At 59.8% G+C, this 19,512-nt stretch carries 16 protein-coding genes; 1 reads left to right on the top strand and 15 read right to left on the bottom strand.

From position 1 onward, the window contains the following. Positions 1-285: 285 nt before the first annotated feature. The 10 genes from OF122_RS12370 to OF122_RS12325 all read right to left on the bottom strand — a co-directional run bounded on the left by OF122_RS12370 (position 286) and on the right by OF122_RS12325 (position 8,221). Entirely contained in the window at positions 286-1,038 is a 753-nt protein-coding gene (locus OF122_RS12370) for an SDR family NAD(P)-dependent oxidoreductase (RefSeq protein WP_264224545.1), read from the bottom strand. A 365-nt stretch (positions 1,039-1,403) separates the two neighbouring features. Further along, positions 1,404-1,793 (bottom strand): CBS domain-containing protein, encoded by a 390-nt coding sequence (locus OF122_RS12365; protein WP_264224544.1) that lies wholly within the window; start codon positions 1,791-1,793, stop codon positions 1,404-1,406. Continuing rightward, on the bottom strand, positions 1,790-1,957 hold the full coding sequence (locus OF122_RS12360) for a hypothetical protein (RefSeq protein WP_264224543.1): 168 nt from the start codon (positions 1,955-1,957) through the stop codon (positions 1,790-1,792). The genes OF122_RS12365 and OF122_RS12360 overlap by 4 nt, the downstream gene beginning before the upstream one ends. 9 nt (positions 1,958-1,966) lie before the next feature. Then, entirely contained in the window at positions 1,967-2,920 is a 954-nt protein-coding gene (locus OF122_RS12355; RefSeq protein WP_264224542.1) for an FAD:protein FMN transferase, read from the bottom strand. Between the two features lie 2 nt (positions 2,921-2,922). Further along, on the bottom strand, positions 2,923-4,140 hold the full coding sequence (gene nqrF, locus OF122_RS12350) for an NADH:ubiquinone reductase (Na(+)-transporting) subunit F (protein ID WP_264224541.1): 1,218 nt from the start codon (positions 4,138-4,140) through the stop codon (positions 2,923-2,925). Next, on the bottom strand, positions 4,140-4,736 hold the full coding sequence (nqrE, locus tag OF122_RS12345; protein ID WP_264224540.1) for an NADH:ubiquinone reductase (Na(+)-transporting) subunit E: 597 nt from the start codon (positions 4,734-4,736) through the stop codon (positions 4,140-4,142). The genes nqrF and nqrE overlap by 1 nt, the downstream gene beginning before the upstream one ends. After that, a complete protein-coding gene (locus OF122_RS12340; protein WP_264224539.1) occupies positions 4,733-5,389 on the bottom strand; it encodes an NADH:ubiquinone reductase (Na(+)-transporting) subunit D in 657 nt (218 codons plus the stop codon). The genes nqrE and OF122_RS12340 overlap by 4 nt, the downstream gene beginning before the upstream one ends. Positions 5,390-5,392: 3 nt before the next feature. Continuing rightward, a complete protein-coding gene (gene nqrC, locus OF122_RS12335) occupies positions 5,393-6,199 on the bottom strand; it encodes an NADH:ubiquinone reductase (Na(+)-transporting) subunit C (protein WP_264224538.1) in 807 nt (268 codons plus the stop codon). Further along, positions 6,192-6,977, bottom strand: a complete 786-nt coding sequence (locus OF122_RS12330; RefSeq protein WP_264224537.1) for an RnfABCDGE type electron transport complex subunit D — start codon at positions 6,975-6,977, stop codon at positions 6,192-6,194. The genes nqrC and OF122_RS12330 overlap by 8 nt, the downstream gene beginning before the upstream one ends. Continuing rightward, positions 6,974-8,221: a hypothetical protein gene (locus tag OF122_RS12325; RefSeq protein WP_264224536.1), complete on the bottom strand. Its 1,248-nt coding sequence runs from the start codon at positions 8,219-8,221 to the stop codon at positions 6,974-6,976. Before OF122_RS12325 ends, OF122_RS12330 begins: the two co-directional genes overlap by 4 nt. A gap of 117 nt (positions 8,222-8,338) precedes the next feature. Here OF122_RS12325 and OF122_RS12320 point away from each other — a divergent pair, with 117 nt between their 5' ends. Continuing rightward, positions 8,339-9,397: a cytochrome c3 family protein gene (locus tag OF122_RS12320; protein WP_264224535.1), complete on the top strand. Its 1,059-nt coding sequence runs from the start codon at positions 8,339-8,341 to the stop codon at positions 9,395-9,397. Positions 9,398-9,562: 165 nt separating this feature from the next. On the opposite strand, the gene OF122_RS12315 is transcribed toward OF122_RS12320, so the two are convergent. The 5 genes from OF122_RS12315 to OF122_RS12295 all read right to left on the bottom strand — a co-directional run bounded on the left by OF122_RS12315 (position 9,563) and on the right by OF122_RS12295 (position 19,392). Beyond that, positions 9,563-9,997, bottom strand: a complete 435-nt coding sequence (locus tag OF122_RS12315; protein ID WP_264224534.1) for a universal stress protein — start codon at positions 9,995-9,997, stop codon at positions 9,563-9,565. 344 nt (positions 9,998-10,341) lie between these two features. After that, the gene (locus OF122_RS12310) at positions 10,342-11,514 is read right to left on the bottom strand and encodes an HNH endonuclease family protein (protein WP_264224533.1); all 1,173 of its coding nucleotides are present in this window, start codon (positions 11,512-11,514) and stop codon (positions 10,342-10,344) included. Positions 11,515-11,612: 98 nt separating this feature from the next. Beyond that, positions 11,613-12,976 (bottom strand): IS3 family transposase gene (locus OF122_RS12305; protein ID WP_264224532.1). Its coding sequence is split into 2 segments (ribosomal slippage): positions 11,613-12,628 and positions 12,628-12,976, totalling 1,365 coding nucleotides; the frame shifts between segments, so codons are not numbered across the junction. Positions 12,977-13,468: 492 nt separating this feature from the next. Beyond that, on the bottom strand, positions 13,469-18,571 hold the full coding sequence (locus OF122_RS12300; RefSeq protein ID WP_264224531.1) for a RecQ family ATP-dependent DNA helicase: 5,103 nt from the start codon (positions 18,569-18,571) through the stop codon (positions 13,469-13,471). A gap of 14 nt (positions 18,572-18,585) precedes the next feature. Beyond that, on the bottom strand, positions 18,586-19,392 hold the full coding sequence (locus OF122_RS12295; protein WP_264224530.1) for a hypothetical protein: 807 nt from the start codon (positions 19,390-19,392) through the stop codon (positions 18,586-18,588). Between the last annotated feature and the right edge of the window lie 120 nt (positions 19,393-19,512).

Genomic DNA, 19,512 nt, shown 5'->3' with positions numbered 1-19,512 from the left:
GGTGGGGTACGCTGTATCTCCACCCTCCGAACAGGAAATCCGATGAACTACAGTCCACTCAACGAACCGAAAGCGTCGCACGCGCCTTTGTCGAGGCATGGAACTCGCTGACCTTCTACGTAAAATCCACGCAGACTTCAAATCCTTCGCCGTGTCCCATCCGCCAGCCAAGAATACAGCAAGTGCCTCCTTGCACACCATAAGGGTCAGGAAAAAGGGATCGCCCCGGGCTGAGCGTGGCAGAGGGCGAACTGGTCCTTGTCTCCGAGTTCGCTTACAATCGCGTCAGATTGCCGTGTATCCTCCGTCGACGAGGTAATAGCTGCCACTGACAAACGATGCATCGTCGGACAACAAGAACCGCACAACCTTCGCCACCTCATCTGCCCTTCCAAGGCGGCCGAGCGGATGGCGTGCCACCAGTTGCTCTCGGACATCCTGAGGCAGGTTTGCTAGAAGTGGGGTGTCAATATAGGCCGGGCCGACACAATTGATGCGCAGGCCCTGCGGCCCATACTCTGCCGCAGCGTTTTTCGTCAGCCCGACGACACCATGCTTTGCCGCCGTATAGGCGCTGTTGCCGATTGCCGCGACCATGCCATGGATAGAGGCCATGTTGACAATGGCACTTTCTGCGGCGCCTGCTTCGAGCATGGCAGGGATCTGGTAGCGCATGGCGTAGAGAACACCATTGAGGTTGATGTCGATCACGCGATTCCAATCTGTAAGATCGACTTCACCGGTAGGAGCAGCGTTTCCACCAATTCCGGCATTGTTCACCGCGTAGTTCAGTTTGCCATAAGTGCTGAGTGCGAACGCAACAGCCCGTTCGTTGCCGTCCGGCGAGGCACTGTCCGCGACGAACGGGCTCGCCGTTCCGCCAGCAGCTGCAATTTCGTCAGCTACTCTTTGGGCTCCTGCTTCGCTGATATCAGCCACGACAATACTGGCGCCGAGGCTCGCCAGTTCCTTGGCAATCGCTTCGCCTATCCCGGAGCCTGCGCCGGTAACCAAGGCAACCTTGTTTTGGAAAGTCATAGTCTGTCCTTTCTTGTCGGGTGTGCTCGCCCGAGCTAGCAACCCCGGCATCGCTGTGCGGGTGATCTGCTGATGTTAAGCCTACCACACGACTTCAGTCGAATGCAGGGCTATCAGCATGGCCTCCACGTGCCGCTCACGATACATCTCAAAATGGTCAGGGGCGATCTCATTGGATAAAAAGCTGGCCCAAGCCGGTGGTGGCGTCGCCTTTGCTGCAATGGCGACCGCACGTCAGGTCGCATCCATCAGGATGGTGGCCAGGGTCCAGACGACTCAAAGTGGTATTGATGTCGTTTGGCGACATCGTCCCCATTGCTGTCCAGTAGTCGTTCACAGCATCCCTAGTTGCGTTGCGGACGAGATCAAACAAGAAAACTGCGCAACAAATCAGACCGGGTCAGTATTCCCACCATCATCTCCTCATCGAGGACCGGGAACATGCGGTAAGGCCGGGCGATGAACCGCTCTGCAGCCGAAACGATATCTGTGGCCGCGTCCAGGGTCTCGGGATTGCGCGTCATGTAGCGCTCGACGGTCCCGCCCCACTGCCCGTAATAGGCGGCGGTCAGCGCGGCTTTAAAGCAGTCCTTCTTGGTGAGTATCCCCACAAGCTCACCCGAGCCATCGACCACCGGTGCTCCCGCAATGGCTTCATCCATAAGAAATCCTGCAGCAAACCCGATCTCGTTTTCCGGCGAGAGCGTCCTGACATCGGTAACCATGAACTGCGCGATCGAAATCTGTCCCTTCAAGGCGCCTTCCTTCCGCTTTTTCGTCGGCACACACCGCATTCGATGCCCTCGATGCAGTCGAGGCCGCCGCACGATCCCTTGATCGGCGGGCGCCCTGCCACGACGCCCAATGCCAGGCCGCCAAACGCCAACAAAAAGACCACAAGAGTAAACAGGATCAGCATGAAGCCTCCTCAACCCAGCACATGATCGCCAATGGCCCCGACCATAATGGTCCGAATTGCCCCACCGTCGCGCACCAGCAAAACCGCATCCAGGCCCAGCTCGGTGGCCAGGGCCTCGGCCTGATCGTGCTCCATTGCCATCAGGGCCGTCGCCCAGCCATCTGCGGTTGCAGCGCTCTTGGCCACTACGGAAACCGATACCGTCCGGCCCGAAACCGGGCTCCCGGTCCGAGGATCGATGATATGACTGACCTGATGGCCATCGACGCCATAGACCTGAGCCGAAATCCCCGACGTAGCGATGGCGCTGTCGCGCAGCTTCAGCCCCATCCCCAGAGTGCCAGATGCTCCTTCAATAGCCACTTGCCAATCCCGGCCATCGGGATGTCTTCCCCGCGCGCACAGCTCGCCCCCCAGATCGAGCAAAAAGTCTCCAACACCTTGCGCCTCCAGCGCCGCGGCCATCCGGTCGAGCGCATGCCCCTTGGCGATGCCGCAAAGGTCCGCGCTCAACCCCGCATCTGACTTGCGAACCGCCACCTCGTTGATCCCAAGCCCCTCATACTGTCCCCAGGCCTCAGCATGGATGGGGCCAAAACCGTAGCGCGCGACAACAGGGCCGACGGTTGGATCGAAGGCCCCCCGGCTCTGGTGAGCGATATCGAGCCCCTTGCTCAGAACCGTCCGGAACTGATCGGAAGCGGGCAGCCAGTCCGTTGTCATGGCGCCATTGAACACGGACAGGGCGCTATTTGGCCGATAGGGAGAAAATTCAAGATCGACATCGTCGACGATTGTCTCAAGTGCCGCGCGCGCCGGTTCAATGCCGCTTGGAACCGTCAGCCGCCAATAGCTGCCAAATGCAGCCCCTCCGATCACATCGACACCAGCAGCGGCCCAGCCTGCGGTTGGGGCCAGCGAGGCGGCACCGGTAAGGGCGAGAAAACTACGGCGCGTCAGCATGGTCATATCCCGAAATCGTCGTTGAAGATGGAAGCTGGCTCGACCCCGTTTTCGTCGAGCATGGCAAATACCGCTGAGATCATCAGGGGCGGCCCACACAAATAAAACTCGCAATCATGGGGCGCCGGATGGTCCTTGAGGTAGCGATCATGCACCACCTCATGAATGAAGCCGACTGGCCCCTCCCAGCCATCCTCCGGTTGCGGCTCGGACAACGCCAGGGTCCAGGAGAAATTTTCGTGTTCTCTTGCGAGCGCATCGAACTCATCGCGATAGAAGATGTCCGCACCGCTCCGTGCGCCATACCAGAAGCTGATTTTGCGCCTGGTCCCCTTGGCGAGTTGTTCGTGGATCATGGCGCGAAGGGGCGCCATGCCGACGCCGCCGCCGATAAAGATCATTTCCTTGTCTGTGTCCTGGACCCGGAAATCGCCAAACGGGCCGGAAACTTCGACACTGTCGCCAGGTTCGAGACTGAACAGATAGGACGAGACAATACCCGGAAGAATATCGCGCGCACCGGCGGGCGGCAAGGCGAGGCGAATATTGAGCACAATCTTGCTCTTGTCTTCGGGGCGGCTTGCGACCGAATAGGCCCGATGGGTGGGCTCGGCATTGTGCACGCGCAGGTCGCGCACGCCCAGCTCGCTCCACGTGGGTTCAAACCGCGCCTCTGCCTTTAGCGCAGACAGGCCGAGGTCATAGGCGGGCGCGTCGACCTGGACATAGGCGCCGGCTGCGAAGTCGAACGCGGTGTCTCCAGGAATAGACAGAACAAGTTCACGTATAAGGGGGGCGAGGTGCCGGGTCGAAAGCACCTGCGAGGTCCACCGTTCTGCCGAAAGGATATCTTCAGCAACTTCAACGTCCAGAGGGCCACGCACGACCACCTGACAGGAGAGCCGTTGGCCCTCACGGATCCCCGAGCGGCCCAGCAGCGCCGTCTCGGTGGGCAAGGGCTCACCGCCTCCCTCGCGCAAACCGACCCGGCACTGACCGCACGTACCTCCTCCCGCACATGCGGACGGAACAGCAATTCCCGCGTCGTTGAGGGCGGTCAACAGTTTGGTGCCGGTTGTGCCGACGATCTCCCGGTTTCGGTTGACGGTGATCGCCACCGGTCTGGCCGGGGAGAGAATGGAGCGAGCTGTCATTACGACAATGGAAAGCGCGAGAATCAGCGAAACGATCAGGCCGGTTGCCAGCAGGATTTGGGTCATCAGCCTATCCCCGCGAACGCCGTAAACCCCATCGAGAGCAGGCCCGTAACAATGAAAGCCATACCGAGACCGCGCAGACCATCGGGGATGTCGGCATAATTGAGCCGCTCTCGCAGCGCGGCAAGAGCCATGATGGCCAGCGCCCAACCGACCCCACTGCCAAAGCCGAACACGACACTTTCGCCGAAATCATATCCCCGTTCCACCATGAACAGCGATCCCCCGAGGATGGCGCAGTTGACTGTAATCAGCGGCAGGTAAATCCCGAGGGCGCGATAGAGCGCTGGGACGAACCGGTCGAGAACCAGCTCGAGGATTTGCACCATCGCGGCAATGACGCCAATGAAGGCAATCAGGTTGAGGAATGTGAGATCAAAGCTGCCCAGGCCCAGAGCCACCCAGGTGTCGGGTTGAAGCAGATAGGAAAAGATAAGGAAGTTGAGGGGCACGGTGATCGTCTGGACCACAGTCAGGGCAATTCCCAAACCGACAGCCGTTTCGAGGCGTTTGGAGACGGCAAGAAACGTGCAGATGCCCAGAAAGAAGCTCAGCGCGAGGTTTTCCGCAAAGACCGATCGCAGGAAGAGGTCGATCACTTCGCTCTCTCCTTGGTTCCCGGTTCAAGATCGAAGTCAACCGGCTCCACTTGGGCAGTGCGGACCGAGCGAATGGCCCAAATCAGCAGGCCGAGGACGAAAAATGCGCTGGGCGCAAGCAGCATCAGATTGAGCGGAACAAACCAACCCCCGTCATAGATGGTAAGAAAAACCGTCTGGCCGAATAGCGTGCCGGCGCCAAACAGTTCGCGAAAAAATCCCACGATCAGCAGCACCAGCGAATAGCCCAGCCCATTTCCCAGTGCGTCGAGCATCGAGGGCGCGGGCGGATTGTGCATGGCAAACGCCTCGGCCCGGCCAAGCACCAGGCAGTTGGTGACGATCAGTCCCACAAAGATCGAAAGGCGCTGGCTCATTTCGAAGGCGAAGGCTTCAATGATCTGATCGGCTACGATCACCAGTGAGGCGATGATGGTAATCTGGACGATCAGCCGGATCGAGGTGGGAATGTGCCGCCTGATCAGCGAAATAATCGCGCTACCTGTGATCAGAACGGCGGTCAGCGCAAGGCACATGATCGCCGCTGTCGACATCGACGTTGTCACTGCGAGGGCCGAACAGATTCCAAGGATCTGCAGCGTGACAGGATTGTTGTCGATGATGGGACCGTAAAGGGTACGCAGCGCGTTCATCGCTCAAAGCTCTCCGCGCGCAAGGTTGTCGAGCACCGGACCGAACCCGTTCGGCCCCAGCCAGAAGTGCACGGCATTGGTGATACCGTTTCCGGTTCGCGTCGCCCCGGTTATCCCGTCGATCTCGAATTCGGTCGTCGCCCGACCGCGCACGACATCGAGCCGAATGTCACCCTCCGGCCCGACAAGATGCTTGCCTGGCCAGAGCGACTGCCAGGCGGGCTCCTCGATCCGTGCCCCGAGCCCGGGCGTCTCCCCCTGCTCGGTCACCGAGAAAGCGGCGACGGTGTTGAGATCGCCCTCAAGAGCAAGATTGGCCCTTATGACCGACTGATAGCCGGCGCCGGAGATGGGCAAGATAACCAGACGCAATTGCCCTGCCTCACGCAGGACGTGAATGGGCACCAGATCGGGGCGGCGACCGATTCCGGCGATGTCCTCCTCAGCGGAAAGAACCGTTGAGGTTTCCGGATCGTCGCGCGCTGCCGCGGCATCAGAAGTCTCGGGGTCAACATCTTCTGCAATTTGGCCGGTGCGCAGGTCGACCACGATCTTCTCGAGACTGTCACCGCCCGCCTCTTCGATCAGCGCCGCCATTTCGGGCATCGAGGCCAGCATTTCCTCCATCCGCGCAGCCTGTTCGGCGGCAAGGTTGGCCTGCTGGATTGGTCCAAGGATCACCGCCGCGCCCGAGACGACAACCGCGCAAACCGTAGAAACGGCAAAAGCGACAGCAAGGGTTTTGGTGCGGCTCTCATTGGGCAGGGCAAGCAGATTGCGCCAGCGCGCCACCGGGTTGAGGTCAGCCATTGCGGGGCCTCCATGACCGTTTTATTGCCGCGATGACTGCAGCATCGATAAGGGGAGCAAACAGGGAAACGACAAGCGTCGCAAAGATTATGGCTTGCGGACCATCAAAGCCCGTGTCCCGCCAGCCAAAAAGCGCCAGAAGAGCACCGGCGCCAAATCCATAGGCCCAGCGACCGATCCGGGTTGCCGAAGACGCCACAGGATCTCCGACCAGAAACACCAGGCCGAACATCAGGCTGCCCTGGGTGAAGATGAGCAACGGATCGTGTCCGAGGACGACCGAAACAAGAACCGACCCGATGATCGACGATATGACGATTTGCCAGGAGAGGATGCCAGTCGCCATCAGCAAGAGTGCCCCCGGAAGGACGGCAAAAGCGAGGAGCAGCCCTCCGGCGTCGATATCTGTTTGCGGGAAAGCGAAAAAAAGAAAGGCAAGCGTTGCCACGGCGGAATTGACGATGTTTCGCCCCCATCCACCAAACACCTGTTCGCCGATGACCGTGCCGAAACTCGCCGCGAGCACAATCTGCCAGGGGGCGAAATCGCCCGGAGCCAGGATGCCCACGGCAATTGCAGTGACAAGTGCGATCGGAGAGACCGGTTGTGCGCGAGCCCACAGAAAGACCAGTTGCCAGGCAATCACGACGATCAGTGTCAGGACCATGTGCCAGAGAGCAACCGGGCCGAATGCACCGATCGCTGCCGCAGCAGCAGGAAGCGCCGCCGCCGCGATCATCCAGGAAATCGTGTCCCGGTGCCATACGCCGGCTCTCATGCCCCCGCCTCCAGACTGTCCAGCACCATCCTCAGCCTTTGGCCAAAGTCGGTCTGCCCGCCCGTCAGATAGGTCGCCAGTGCCATATCCTCTTCGGCAAGCCAGGCGCAGCCAAGCCTTTCCGCCGCTTCCACATCGGTGATTGAAAGGGCCCGCAGCAAAGGCACCACCGGAACATTGGATCCAAGGCTTTGCTCAAGTGCTTGTGTGGGGATGAAGGGCGCCGGCTTTTGCGCCTTGCGCAGCGCTTCGACCAGCCAGTGAGATCGCGCCGGCTGACGGCGCTCGATGATGGTTACCTGTCGATCGTAACGTCCAAGAAAGGCGCTCTCGCGACCCGCAATCAGCGAGCCGGAAAGGATCGTTTTCGACCCCGGGGTCAGATCTGCCCGCGTCAGGGCATGCAGGTCAGCGCCCAGCGGGACCTGTGCGAGCCGCGGATTGCGCAGTCCCGGGCCGGACAGGGCAATGACCCGAAAGGGATCAATTCTGCCGGTCGCAAGAAGGTGACCAATGGCAATGACGTCTTGATATCCGATATGCCAAACCTTCTGCCCCTCTCGCGGCCGGAAAAGTTGAGCAATGTGGGTCCCCACCAGACCAGCCGGATGGGGACCGGAAAACCGGGCAATCTGCAATTGCTTGCTGTCTTCACCCAGCGCAAGGCCATCAGCCTGGCAGAGAAAGATCGGCCCCGCCGTCAAAAGCGCGAGAGCTGCAAGACCCCGCGAGAAGTCTTCGCGCCGTTCATCGATGATGGCGCGGGGATCGGGCGCATGGGGTGCCGTATCGATTGCGGTCACGAAGATGGCCTGGGCCTCGCCGTCAGGATCGGCGATCCGATCAAAGGGCCGTGCTCGCAGCGCCGGCCATTGGCCGCACGCTAACAACAACTCGCGCAAACCTTTTTGGGTGGATGCAATTGCCGCATCGAACTCCATGCGCCGGTCTTCGCCGTCATTGAGGATGCTGACCTCACTGAGCCTGCGACGCGCACCGAACTCGACGCGCTCGATCTCGCCTGAAACCGGAGAACAGAAAACGAGACGGGGGTTGTTGCGGGCCCTGAAGAGCGGCGTACCGATACTGACCCGCTCTGAGGGCTCGACGAGCATTTCGGCCCTGATCCCGCCGAGATCATGGCCGAGGAGCCCAACGCGCGTAACCTCCACGGCCCGGTCGACCTTAGGTTCGGGCGTACCCTTGAGGGGCACGGTCAGGCCCCGCCGCAAAGCAATTCTCATTTGACCTCACCGGTTGCAAACGCCACCATGCACGTTCAGGGACAGGCGACCTTGACCTCGATCAATCCCAAAGGCCTAGCATTTGGGCATGTTTGGCGCAAACCGAAAGGGATAGCAATGTTTGCTCTTATTCTCAGGACGGGAACGGTGCTTGCCATTCTCGGAGCATTTCCCAACGCGGCGTGGGCTCAGCAAAGCGAACCGACTGTGAGTATTGTCCAGCAATGGCTCAGCTCAGGACACGCCGATGCACAGTCCCCCTCGTTCCGTCACTGGGAGGGGGAGCAGGCGATTCCGGGAACTTGCGCCATGTGTCACTCCGGCGAAGGGTTCCGGGACTACCACGGGTTCGACGGGAGTGTCGCTGGAAGCATTGAAGGTTTGATTGCCCCAGGAGGTGTGGTTGATTGCGCCACCTGTCACAACGACGGCGCAGCAGCAATCGAGAGGGTGGAATTTCCATCAGGGATGAATATCGATCATCCCGGCTCCTCGGCTACATGCCTGAGCTGTCATCAGGGGCGGCAATCTGGTGGCGCGGTCGCAGCGGCCACAGGCGGCATCGAGGACGATACTGTTGATCCCGGCTTGGGCTTTATCAATCCCCACTACGCGGTCGCCGCCGCCACTCTCTTCGGCAGTCAGGTTGGCGGCGGCTATCAGTATCCGGGCAAGAGCTATATGACCCGGTTCCAGCATGTCGCCCGGTTTTCCACCTGTACCGACTGCCATGATCCGCACACGCTCGAAGTCCAGACCGAAACCTGTGCGCGCTGTCACGGCACCGAGTCTCCGAGGGCTATTCGCACATCCGAACCCGATTTCGATGGCGACGGCGACACCGCCACCGGCATCCACACGGAAATCGACGGATTGAAAACCATGCTTCTCGACGCCATTGAGCACTATTCGATCGAGGTCTCGGGAGAGCAAATCGCCTATGTGGAGCGCTATCCCTATTTCATGTTGGCCGAAGGAGAGGAAGGCGCCGGATCACCTTATACGGCCTGGACGCCGCGCCTTTTGCGCGCCAGCTACAATTTTGCATTCGTCACCGGCGACCCAGGCGCCTATGCGCACAATCCCCACTACGCCCTGCAACTGCTCTATGACAGCATCGTGGATCTGTCTGCAGCATCAGGAAAGCAGGTGGAAATAGGAGAAAGGCCCCGCTAGGGACGGGCTCGTGGAATTGCTGGCGCATGCGCCCACTGCCGGCAGGCATTTTTGCAGTCAACCCAGAGCGGGTGCAGTAGCGCCGCTCTGGGCCTTGCCATCACCAAGGCGTGATTGGCGATTTCGCGTCCGGTTACAAGCCGGCTCCGACCGGATCTAGCGCGATCACCGCACGACGAGAACCGGGATTGTGCTTGTGGTCAGGACCTCATTGGTTTGGCTGCCCAAAAGCATCTTGCGAAAGCCGCGGCGCCCGTGGGACGCCATAACGATGAGATCGGCTCCCAGATTCTGGGCGGTTTCAACGATCGCATCCGCGGCATATCGGTTTGGGATATGCAGGGTTTCGTACTGCACGCCTTCCGCCTCCGCTCTCCGGCCCGCCTCGCTCAGGATTTCCTTGATGGCTTGACCCATAGCCTCCTCATAGCTCGCGATCGCGTTCGCATCCGCCTCGGCAAGGGCCCCGGAAGCCCAGATGTCGGTGACCGAGACAATCGTGACTTTAGCACCAATGGATGCCGCAAGTTTCAGGCCATGGTTGAGGCCGCGACTTGCCATCTCTGAACCGTCCGTCGCAATGAAAATGTGTTTGTACAATATTCTCTCCTTCTTTGAAATTGGATCACGGCCATCTGAGCTTGCGCAACTTCTCCTGTCGGCCCGGGCTTGGGACAGGAACCTGGTCACTTTTCAGCTGGCGCGTTCGGCTATCCTGCCCCTTGACAATGGACCAAGCAAGACGTCTGCGAAGTACGCGAATGTTGTGTCCGACGAGGTAGCTCTCAGCGAATGGCTGGCTTCAGAAGGTAGCGTAGCGACCGAAAAGTCGGGCGCTGATCCTCGTCGTATGGCTTGTTCGCGGAACGTCAACTTTCAGGAAATCGGAAAAGCGGTCTGAATGGCTGAAATGAGGGCGCAAGGCCGACGCTATATCGCCCCAGCTAACCCTTTCGCCAGTCGTCGGCCAACGTCCATCCCCCAACGGCATCCCGAACATACCAGTCGTTCCAACCATTCCGGCTTGTCTGTGTGATCGCCTTTGAGGCGGCTGAGAAGGTCGCGAATGGCGTGTCGATGCCGTTCACAACAAGGCGTTCGTTGATCACCGTGCCGGTATATTCGGCGCCCGCGTAGCTGAATCTGCACATTGTGCCTTCTTCCGGCAGACGGTTGCTCTGATTTTCCGGAGCCTCTGGGGCAGGAGGCCGGCATGGGGCCGTCCAAATGCCCTTGGCCGTCCCGAACAGTGCCAGTCCGCGGGAAGCGATGCTGGTCTCGTTCCATTCATTATAAGCATTGAGCTCTCGATTGAGCGCGAGGCTTGAATGAGATCGGACTGCGGGCATTTTGACCGAATAGGGGCCATTGGACACGCTTGCATTCAACGAATGCGTCAACAGGGTCAGGTTGCCCATATTGTCGATCACGCTGTCACGCTCCATCTTCGCCGCAACATGGTCCGGGTCGACATCATCATCGTCGAGATGGTCGAACCCGGGAATCGGCCAATTCGTCCGCCACTTTTGCGGCATGATGTGCTCGACGGTCAAAGCGGACTTGATCTCGATGTCCTCGTTGAGAGCGGTTCTCTTGGCAAGTTCGATGGCCTCGAAAATATATCTCAGCCTCGCTTGTCGGGATCCCTTGTACTGGTCTCGACCGATCCAGGCTCGCTGCCATTCGATGTCGTCCGGCCAGCGATCTATGTCGGATTGGCGGCTCGAGAGGTACTGCAAGAGGGCGTCGACCTTGTTGCCCTCCGCAGAGCGCAGGCGATCGATGATGCCCACAAAGAGGCGGTTGTAGTTCTTAGTGGTCAGGCCACAGATGTCGCGTCGAAGAATATAGCTTTCCAGCACGGAAAGCGCGCGATCGAGGTCGGAGCCGACCTCCGGCTCGGTCGCGAGATAGAGCACGAGCGGCATGGCGGTGGACACGTCGAAGGCATCCGCGAATCGGCCGAAATTGCCGATTACGTCGCCGGCCGTCTGGTCGAAGAGACGCCGCTCGATCGCTGCAGTCGCTGAGATCGATTCGAGCTCTTTCGTCACGTCGCCTCCATAGGGGCGGGTGTTGAGGATCCAGCGCCGATAACTCTCGAACAGCGACTCCACTGAGACTAAAGCACCCACATGCATTGTCCGTCGTCAGAACATTTGGCGCAACTCGCGGTGTAGATTAGCGGAGCATTGGCCTCATCTGGGGGTTAATATTAAGCGGCGAGCTTGCGGTGCTGCAAGCGCCGATGTTCGATTGTCTTGCGTTTGATCCTTTCTCGCTGTTCGATGATGGCGGCGGCTCTGCCGAAGTAGGCGTCGGCGGGGGTCACATTGCGCAGGCTCTCGTGATAGCGCCGGTGGTTATAGTGCTCGACGAACGCCTCGATCTGGGCCTCGAGATCGCCCGGCAGGAAGTAGTTTTCCAGCAGGATGCGGTTCTTCAGCGTCTGATGCCAACGCTCGATCTTGCCCTGGGTCTGGGGATGCATTGGAGCGCCGCGCACATGGCTCATGGCTTGGGCCTCAATATATTCGGCCAGGTCGCCGGCGATGTAGCTGGGGCCGTTGTCGCTGAGCAGCCGGGGTTTGTGGCACACATGGGCCTGATCGCAGTCCGAGGCCGCGAGCGCCAGATCCAGCGTGTCGGTGACGTCCTCGGCGCGCATCGTGCTGCACAGCTTCCAGCTGATGATGTAGCGCGAGTAATCGTCGAGCACAGTCGACAGATACATCCAACCCCAGCCGATGATCTTGAAGTAGGTAAAATCGGTCTGCCACATCTCGTTGGGCCGCGTGGTCTGGGTATGGAAGCGATCGGCGGCCTTGATCACCACATAGGCCGGGCTGGTGATCAGGTCCTGGGCCTTCAGCAGGCGGTAAACCGTGGCCTCCGACACGAAGTAGCGCTTCTCATCGGTGAAGCGCACGGCCAGTTCTCTCGGGCTCAGCTCGGACTGTTCCAGCGCCAGCTCGATGATCTGGTCGCGGATGTCAGGCGGGATACGGTTCCACACCCGGCTTGGTGCCGATGGCCGATCTTTCAGCGCCTCTGGGCCGCCTTCGAGGTAGCGGTCATACCAGCGGTAGAAGGTCCGGCGTGGGATTCCCAGTTTATCGAGCGTTCGTGTTGCTGGCAGATGGGATTGCTCGACCAGCCTGATGATCTCGAGCTTCTCGGATGATGGATACCTCATGCGTCGTCGTCCCCATCCGCGATCATGCTTTTTTTAAGCAGACGGTTTTCCAGCGTCAGATCGGCAACACATTCCTTGAGCGCTCCGGCCTCACGGCGCAGATCCTTGACCTCGTCGCTGGTGGCGGCCCGGGCTGTATCGCCAGAAAGCCGACGCTTTCCCGCTTCCATGAATTCCTTCGACCAGGTGTAATACAGGCTCTGGGCGATGCCTTCCTTGCGGCACAACTCGGCGATGCTGTCATCGCCGCGCAAGCCTTCCAGGACGATCCTGATCTTGTCTTCCGCCGAAAAATGCCGCCGGGTGGCCCGGCGGATGTCCTTTACCACGGCTTCCGCAGGGGCCTTGGTCCGCGATTTTGCATTGGAGGATTTGGGTCTCATCTTCGTTCCTTCGTCACTACGATGAGACCCAAATCCTCCTTAAATCACAACCTCAAATCTGTGCCATAGGCGCTGACGGGGAACAGGTTCTTGGTCCCTCTGTTCGTGATCGAAGAAGCCGTCGAACGCATCACAGACGGGACGATCACCGACTGGAGATACGATCCCGCTCAGGCCAAGTTGGTGCCAACATCTTGAAGCAGGGAGGCTGTGTGTGGCCCACCTCAGATCTCCAGGGGTTCGGCGACCATCATTGGCCTTACTAGCTAAAAAATTGATAAAGAGAGTATCCTGCCGACCATCATCCAACATGGATTCCCGGTTGGCTCGCGAAATTTCAGTCGATCAGAATTAGAGGGAACTAGACACCGCAAGAGGTAGTCACTTAGTATCGATTACATCTCCTCTTTACCTACCGGTGCTTCTTCATTCCGATTCGATAAAGCACAAAGAACGCAACAGTCGCTTGTTTTCGTATGGCGTTGTGCCAAGTCAGCCGAACACCAGCTCTGGCACGACCACCTCCCATTCGTCCCTGCGCATATAAGTCCAGTAATCTTCGCTGCCATCTGATCGCCTCCAGCGGATGATCGCGCCGATTTCACCCCGCTTAAAGGCGAGGCCGGGTGGTGGCGACCAGCTTTTTGCCATGCGGCCGATGGGGTGCCCGTCCGGCGTTTCCAGCATCCAGTCCGCATCCTTCTGGACAAGGTTAAGGCAGTCGCCAGCTTTCGCCCGGGCGATGGCGGTAAGTGCGTGATTGCCGGCGCCCAGCCTGCCGGCCCAGGAAAGATCGACGACCTTGAGGTCGGGCATCTGGTAGCGGGCGATCGGGGGACGCGTCCCCTCTGCCATGGGCGGGGCCGGTCGACCCAGCACGTGCAGATTCCCCCGCGGCAAGAAGCGATGCTGGCCGTTTGACAAGATAGCGAGGCTGCGCCGGGCGCGGGTCATGGCGACGTAGAACAGGCGGCGGGGCGCATCTGCGTCCTCTCCCTCTGATGGCCTGTCCCAGCCGCCATCAAGTATCACGACGTCATCGAACTCGAGACCCTTGGCACGATGGGCGGTCAGCAAGAGCAGTGATCGCTGCTCAGTTCGGGCGTCGCGGGCCCATTCTGCGAACCATTCCACCAGGTCAGGCACCGGCATGGTCTTGGCATTGAGCTCACGGGCCAGTGCCGCAATGCCTTCGGCAATGAGATCGGTCCAGCGATTGGTGGCGATGGTGTTCTTCATCTCCACCAGATCATGAATGTTCAAGAGATGCGTCGGTTCGCTGCGCACTAATGCAATGAACTGCGCCATTTCGCGCAGGCGCCATATGCTGGGCAAGGTTTCGTTGGCCATCTCGACCTCAATACCCATCGCCTCGGCCTGCGCCCGCACCAGGGAAAGCCGCCGCCAGTCGCGGGCGATGATCGCCGTCCGCGCCCAGCTCCAGTCGGGGTCAAGGCGCGAGAGCCGCACCAGCTCGTCCAGCGCCACTTTTGCCTGGATGCTGTCGTCTCGGACACAATCGAGCACCTGGACCCGACCCTGTGCCACAGGATCGAGTGTTGCCATTTCGCCGCCCTGCCTCTCCTTGGCCCGCTTGCGATCAATGGTGACGTCGTGGCCTGCCTTCATTCGCGATGCGGCCGGCCCAATCACAGCATTGGCAGCGGCGATGATGTGACCACTTGAGCGATAGTTCTCCAAAAGATATTTGGGCTTGGCGCGGTAGTCGGCTTCGAACCGGCGGATGAAGTCGATCGAGGCACCGGCAAAGCCGTAGATGTTCTGGTCGTCATCGCCAACGGCAAACAGACTGAGGCGCAGATCAGGGTCCTCCAGCGAGCGACCGGCCACCGCTGAGATCAATGCGTATTCCTCCGGCCCAATGTCCTGATACTCATCGACCAGGATCCAGCGATGACCCTGGATCAGCGTTTCGCGTTGCGCCTCAGCTTCGGACCTACTCAGCCCCTCGCCATTAAGTTGACGCACCGCCTCCATCAACACGCCGTCAAAATCATGCTCGTTGTTGTGCAAACCGGTAAAGCTCGCTCCAACCAGCCTCATCGCCAGCGCATGGCATGTCGACACCGTGACGGCACCGGCATCGTCGCCAACGAGGTGTCGAAGACGGGCACGGATTTCTGCGGCGGCGTGGCGGTTATAGGTGAGGACGAGAATGTCGCGCGGGTCTTCGCGCCGGACGCGGATCAGGTAGGCAATTCGGTGCACCAGCACGCGGGTCTTGCCTGAGCCAGGGCCGGCCAGCACCAGAACATTGGTCTGCTCGCGGTCGTCGGCGACGATCTCCTGCTGGACCGGGTTGTCTAGAGCCTCAACGATCGCTTTCCAGGATGCTCCTGTAGTCTGGCGACGCAATTCCCGTCCCTTGCCGGGCAACCAGCGGCGCAGGAAGGCATCACGGTCGAGGACGAAATAGTCCTCGGAGAGCCGTTGCGCTTCGTTCATCGCCCCCAGACCGCGCTCAGCATAGGCGGCCATCACGTGGGTCTGTGCCGTCTGTTCAGCGTAATGCTCTTCGAGGGGCATGAAATCTTTCTGGGTAAATTGGCCGCCGGCCGGATTGAGGTGAACGGTCATGGCTTGGCGAAAAATTGTCAGCCCCTTGCCCAAGCTCGCTACTTCCTGCTCGTGCATCCAGAGCAAGGCCCGCTCCATCAGCTTGGTCATATCGCGGATGCCGTTGGCGCGCAGCAAGGAGTCGCCATTCAAAATGGCAAGTAGGTCACCAAGCGTGGTTTCTATCTGGATGTCCTTGCCGCGCGTTCCTTTGCTGACTTTGCCCACCAGATGTGCCAGCAACAGCTCCACGGCCTGGCGGCGGACGTTTGCCGTCTGCTCAAGTACCTGCCACGTTCGCTGCAAGACCACGGCAAGCGTGTTGTTCGAGACCTTCCGCAACCGCACATTGCCGCGGCCGCCCTCTTGGTCGCGCCCGTCGCGAGCCATACCGCGCACCAACCGCTCGACGATATCGGGTCGAACGCTCGCATGGCCCCGGTCACGCAGCGTCTGGCAGGCGACCTGCAGGTTGAGCGGCAACCCCGTGTCAATTTCCGCTTCGGGCGCCCCCTCACGCATCAGCGCGATCAGGTCGACCTCAAGCCGTGAGGCCAGCGCAAACCGGTGCCGCGAACTGTCTTCCACGCCCACGTGCACGAACACTGTAGCCGCCACGTCATTGCGGGCGATCCTTAGCGTCTCGAGGTCGGCGAGCGCCTTGTTTACGGCCCAGGCATTGAGCCCGCTTGCCCCCGTCAACTCGTCGGTGCTGATGCCCTGATCGAGTGGGGCATTCATGAGGTGCCGCACGATACTACGCAGCTGTTTGCGCCGCTCCTCGGATATGCCAGGGGCATTGACGATGATCGCCTCGGCTTCATCCAGAGTGCGAACCAGCAAGGATGACGGGAACACCTCCACCCGGTTTTCCTCGCGTGACAGCAGCACGGCTTCCTCGAGCCAGGAAACAGCCGTCTTCACCCGGGTGTCGTCGGTGGCGCTTTCTCGCTCGAACTCGCGATCGAGTTCCGCCCTCACGATTTCGCCCGATGTTGCCACCACGGTGCCAGTCTTTTTTGTGCGTTCGTCCACCCGGCGCAGCGCTTTGAGGATAGCGCCGATCTCGTGTCGGGCCAGCCGTGACCGGGCAGATAGCGAGAACTGCCTTTCCACGTCCTCGGATGAGAACAACAGAACACAGTTGGCATGATTACGGTCGCGGCCGGCGCGACCAGCTTCTTGTAGATAGTTTTCCAGCGAACCTGGTATGTCCCCGTGGACTACGAGGCGGATGTCAGGCTTGTCGATGCCCATGCCGAAGGCGTTGGTCGCCGCGATGATACGCAGTTCGCCAGTGCGAAACCGCTCTTGGACGCTACGCTTTTCATCGGGCGGCAGACCGGCATGGAAACGTTCGGCGGACAGGCCCTGTTGCTTGAGAAAAGTTGCGACCCGCTCAGTCGCGCTGCGGGTGGCGCAATAGACGATTGCGCCAGACGCGCCCTCTGGCGGCAATCTCGTTTCGATCACGTCGAGAATATCGGTAAGTTTGGTGCCGCGATTGGTTTGGCGCACTTCGAAGCTGAGATTGGTGCGCACCGCCCCACCATCGAGCAAGAGCAGTTCTACGCCAAGCCGCGCCTGAAAATGCTCACAGATATCGCGCACGACCTCGGGTTTGGCGGTTGCCGTGAGGCACAGCACCGGCGCGGGCGCCTCGTCGCCCGCGCTTTCCTTCATGAAGCGACCGATATAGCGATAGTCCGGCCGGAAGTCGTGACCCCATTTGGAAACACAGTGGGCCTCGTCCAGCACCCATAGACCGACTTCGCGCTGCTTTAGCACAGAGCGAACGGTATTGCTGCGCAACTGCTCTGGCGAAATCAGCAACATCGCCGCATCGCCCAAGCGCACCTTGTCGAGGGCGTCCTGCCGTTCAGGCATGGAAAGCATGCCATTGATGGTGACCGCCGAAGAGATGCCGGCCCGCGCCATACCCTGAACTTGATCTGCCATGAGCGCGACGAGTGGTGAGATCACCACCGTCAGCGCGCCCGTGCGATCGAATTTCGATAGCGCCGGAATCTGATAGCAGACCGATTTGCCGGTGCCGGTTGGAAGGATGCCAAGAATGCTTTTACCGCGCATGGCCTCGTCAACGATCCGTTCCTGCAGCGGTCGACCCATATCATCCACGGGTTGCGGCCGGAAATTTTCGAACCCGAACCAGCGCATCAGGGCTTTGATCGGGTCATTCTGTTCGCGACACCATGTGCAATCGGGCTGGTCACAGGCAGTGTCCCGCAACAGCTTCACAATCCGCGCCGACTCAGGAAACTGCATCCTGACCCAAGGTGGCATCACCGAGTCTCCGCCCGCCACGAGTATCCAGGACAGGGCGTATGCCGTAGGCCAGCCCATTGACGGACTTGCGAAGTGTTCGTGGACACGGTCGATACCGATGATACAAGCTCGGCCTTTAAGCAGACGGGAAATCGCTTCGCGCGCCACCGCATGGGACGGCTGCGGCAACTGGCGGACCTCGCGAAACACTGCGTCAAATCCAGCAGGGTTCTCCATCCGCGTGGTCAGGTAGTGGAATGTTGCCACAGCGTCGGGTTGTTCTATGTTTTGCTGACGCAGCGCTTTCAATTGGTTGTGCAGCACGTCGAACACCAGCAGAGCGTCTCGCTCGGGATCGCTGACGTGGCCCGCCAGTAGGCGTCCGTCATGATAGTGCTTTACCAAATGGTGGTAAGGATTGCGTGGAAACGCCAACGGATTAAGCCACAACGTGTCGATCGGCGCTTTGCACATTTTCACGAGCCGCGGTCGCAGCGCCGTAAGATGCGGCAGGTCATGGCGCAGGATGTTGTGGCCGACAATATGCTCCAGACCGGCCAGCTCCTGCTCCAGGCGGTCGAGCGTCGGTTCAATTGGTGGCTGACGCGCAACAACTGCCGGTTCGCCGTCGGCATGCACTGCTGCCAAAGCAAAAACCTTGGCACTGGTCGGGTTCACCTCAAGATCAACCGAAATGCACCGCTGCAGAAAAGCTTGAAACGGTTCAATCATGCGGCTTTCCGCTCCTATTGATAGACAGCCTCCCGTCCTTCGCGGTAGTCGCCCACTACCCAGATGAAGCTCTGGATGTCGATCCGGTCGCGTGGTCGCATGTCCGCCAGTTCTCGCTCGGTCTTGTCAACGAGATCAAGCAGACTCTTATAGACGGGAAGATGGAGCCGCGCTTCGTAGTCCGCGGCCAAGCGATGGCCCACGCGACTGGCGAAGTCCTTCGTGACTTCCGGCTTTAAAAACATATGCTTGTCCGGCCGCCAGAGAAATGGCAGGTACGTCGCGACCGTCCATTTTGCGCTGTCGTGCGGTCGTAAAGCCTGCTCCATGGCGAAAAGGTCGGAATCACGTCCGTCCATCGTGAAACGGGCCGCAGCCCGAATGAAGTCGTCGGCTCGATGGCCGCGCAACAGGTCCTGAAGGCGCGTCTTTTCGAACGGTGAAAGCATATTGGTGCCCCGGAATGCCGCGAGCACCGCTTCGCCGAAACCGTCTCCCTCTATCGCCCGATCAAGAGGTGCTGTCTGGTCGAGCTTCGCTTTCGCCGCGAGCTTGTAGTCGCGCTCCTGTGAGGTATATCCACCGGAGTGAAAGCCGTTCGGAAAAAACGTCAGAAAACGGCTGCGCGCGCCGCCGAAGCCGAAGTACTTCGGATCGCTCTTTCCCGCATCATCGTGCAACAGCCGCCAGACATCGTCCGCGTTGTCGCCCTCGGCACATTGAACCCCATCCGCCAATCCGAAAAAGCGGCCATTCATGTTAACAAGTCTTAGTTCTTTCTTGCCCAGTTTGCTGACGCGAACCGTTTCAGCCTTGCCCATTTATTGTCCTCTTTAAACCCGTCGCGACCTATCCCCAGCCGCGTTGCGACGGTGTCGACAACTTATTGCTACGCGTCACCGCCGTTGCAAAAACAACGCTACAATGTTTGCTAAAAACTC

The sequence above is a fragment of the Pelagibacterium flavum genome, assembly GCF_025854335.1.
Lineage (GTDB): Bacteria > Pseudomonadota > Alphaproteobacteria > Rhizobiales > Devosiaceae > Pelagibacterium > Pelagibacterium flavum.
Note: the sequence above shows the minus strand (reverse complement) of the source record. Positions and strands in the feature narration are given on the sequence as shown.

Coding starts and splice junctions, on each gene's coding strand:
- OF122_RS12370 (WP_264224545.1), bottom strand. CDS start 1,038: ATGACTTTCCAAAACAAGGTTGCCTTGGTTACCGGCGCAGGCTCCGGG.
- OF122_RS12360 (WP_264224543.1), bottom strand. CDS start 1,957: ATGCTGATCCTGTTTACTCTTGTGGTCTTTTTGTTGGCGTTTGGCGGC.
- OF122_RS12355 (WP_264224542.1), bottom strand. CDS start 2,920: ATGCTGACGCGCCGTAGTTTTCTCGCCCTTACCGGTGCCGCCTCGCTG.
- nqrF (WP_264224541.1), bottom strand. CDS start 4,140: ATGACCCAAATCCTGCTGGCAACCGGCCTGATCGTTTCGCTGATTCTC.
- OF122_RS12340 (WP_264224539.1), bottom strand. CDS start 5,389: ATGAACGCGCTGCGTACCCTTTACGGTCCCATCATCGACAACAATCCT.
- nqrC (WP_264224538.1), bottom strand. CDS start 6,199: ATGGCTGACCTCAACCCGGTGGCGCGCTGGCGCAATCTGCTTGCCCTG.
- OF122_RS12330 (WP_264224537.1), bottom strand. CDS start 6,977: ATGAGAGCCGGCGTATGGCACCGGGACACGATTTCCTGGATGATCGCG.
- OF122_RS12325 (WP_264224536.1), bottom strand. CDS start 8,221: ATGAGAATTGCTTTGCGGCGGGGCCTGACCGTGCCCCTCAAGGGTACG.
- OF122_RS12320 (WP_264224535.1), top strand. CDS start 8,339: ATGTTTGCTCTTATTCTCAGGACGGGAACGGTGCTTGCCATTCTCGGA.
- OF122_RS12300 (WP_264224531.1), bottom strand. CDS start 18,571: ATGATTGAACCGTTTCAAGCTTTTCTGCAGCGGTGCATTTCGGTTGAT.
- OF122_RS12295 (WP_264224530.1), bottom strand. CDS start 19,392: ATGGGCAAGGCTGAAACGGTTCGCGTCAGCAAACTGGGCAAGAAAGAA.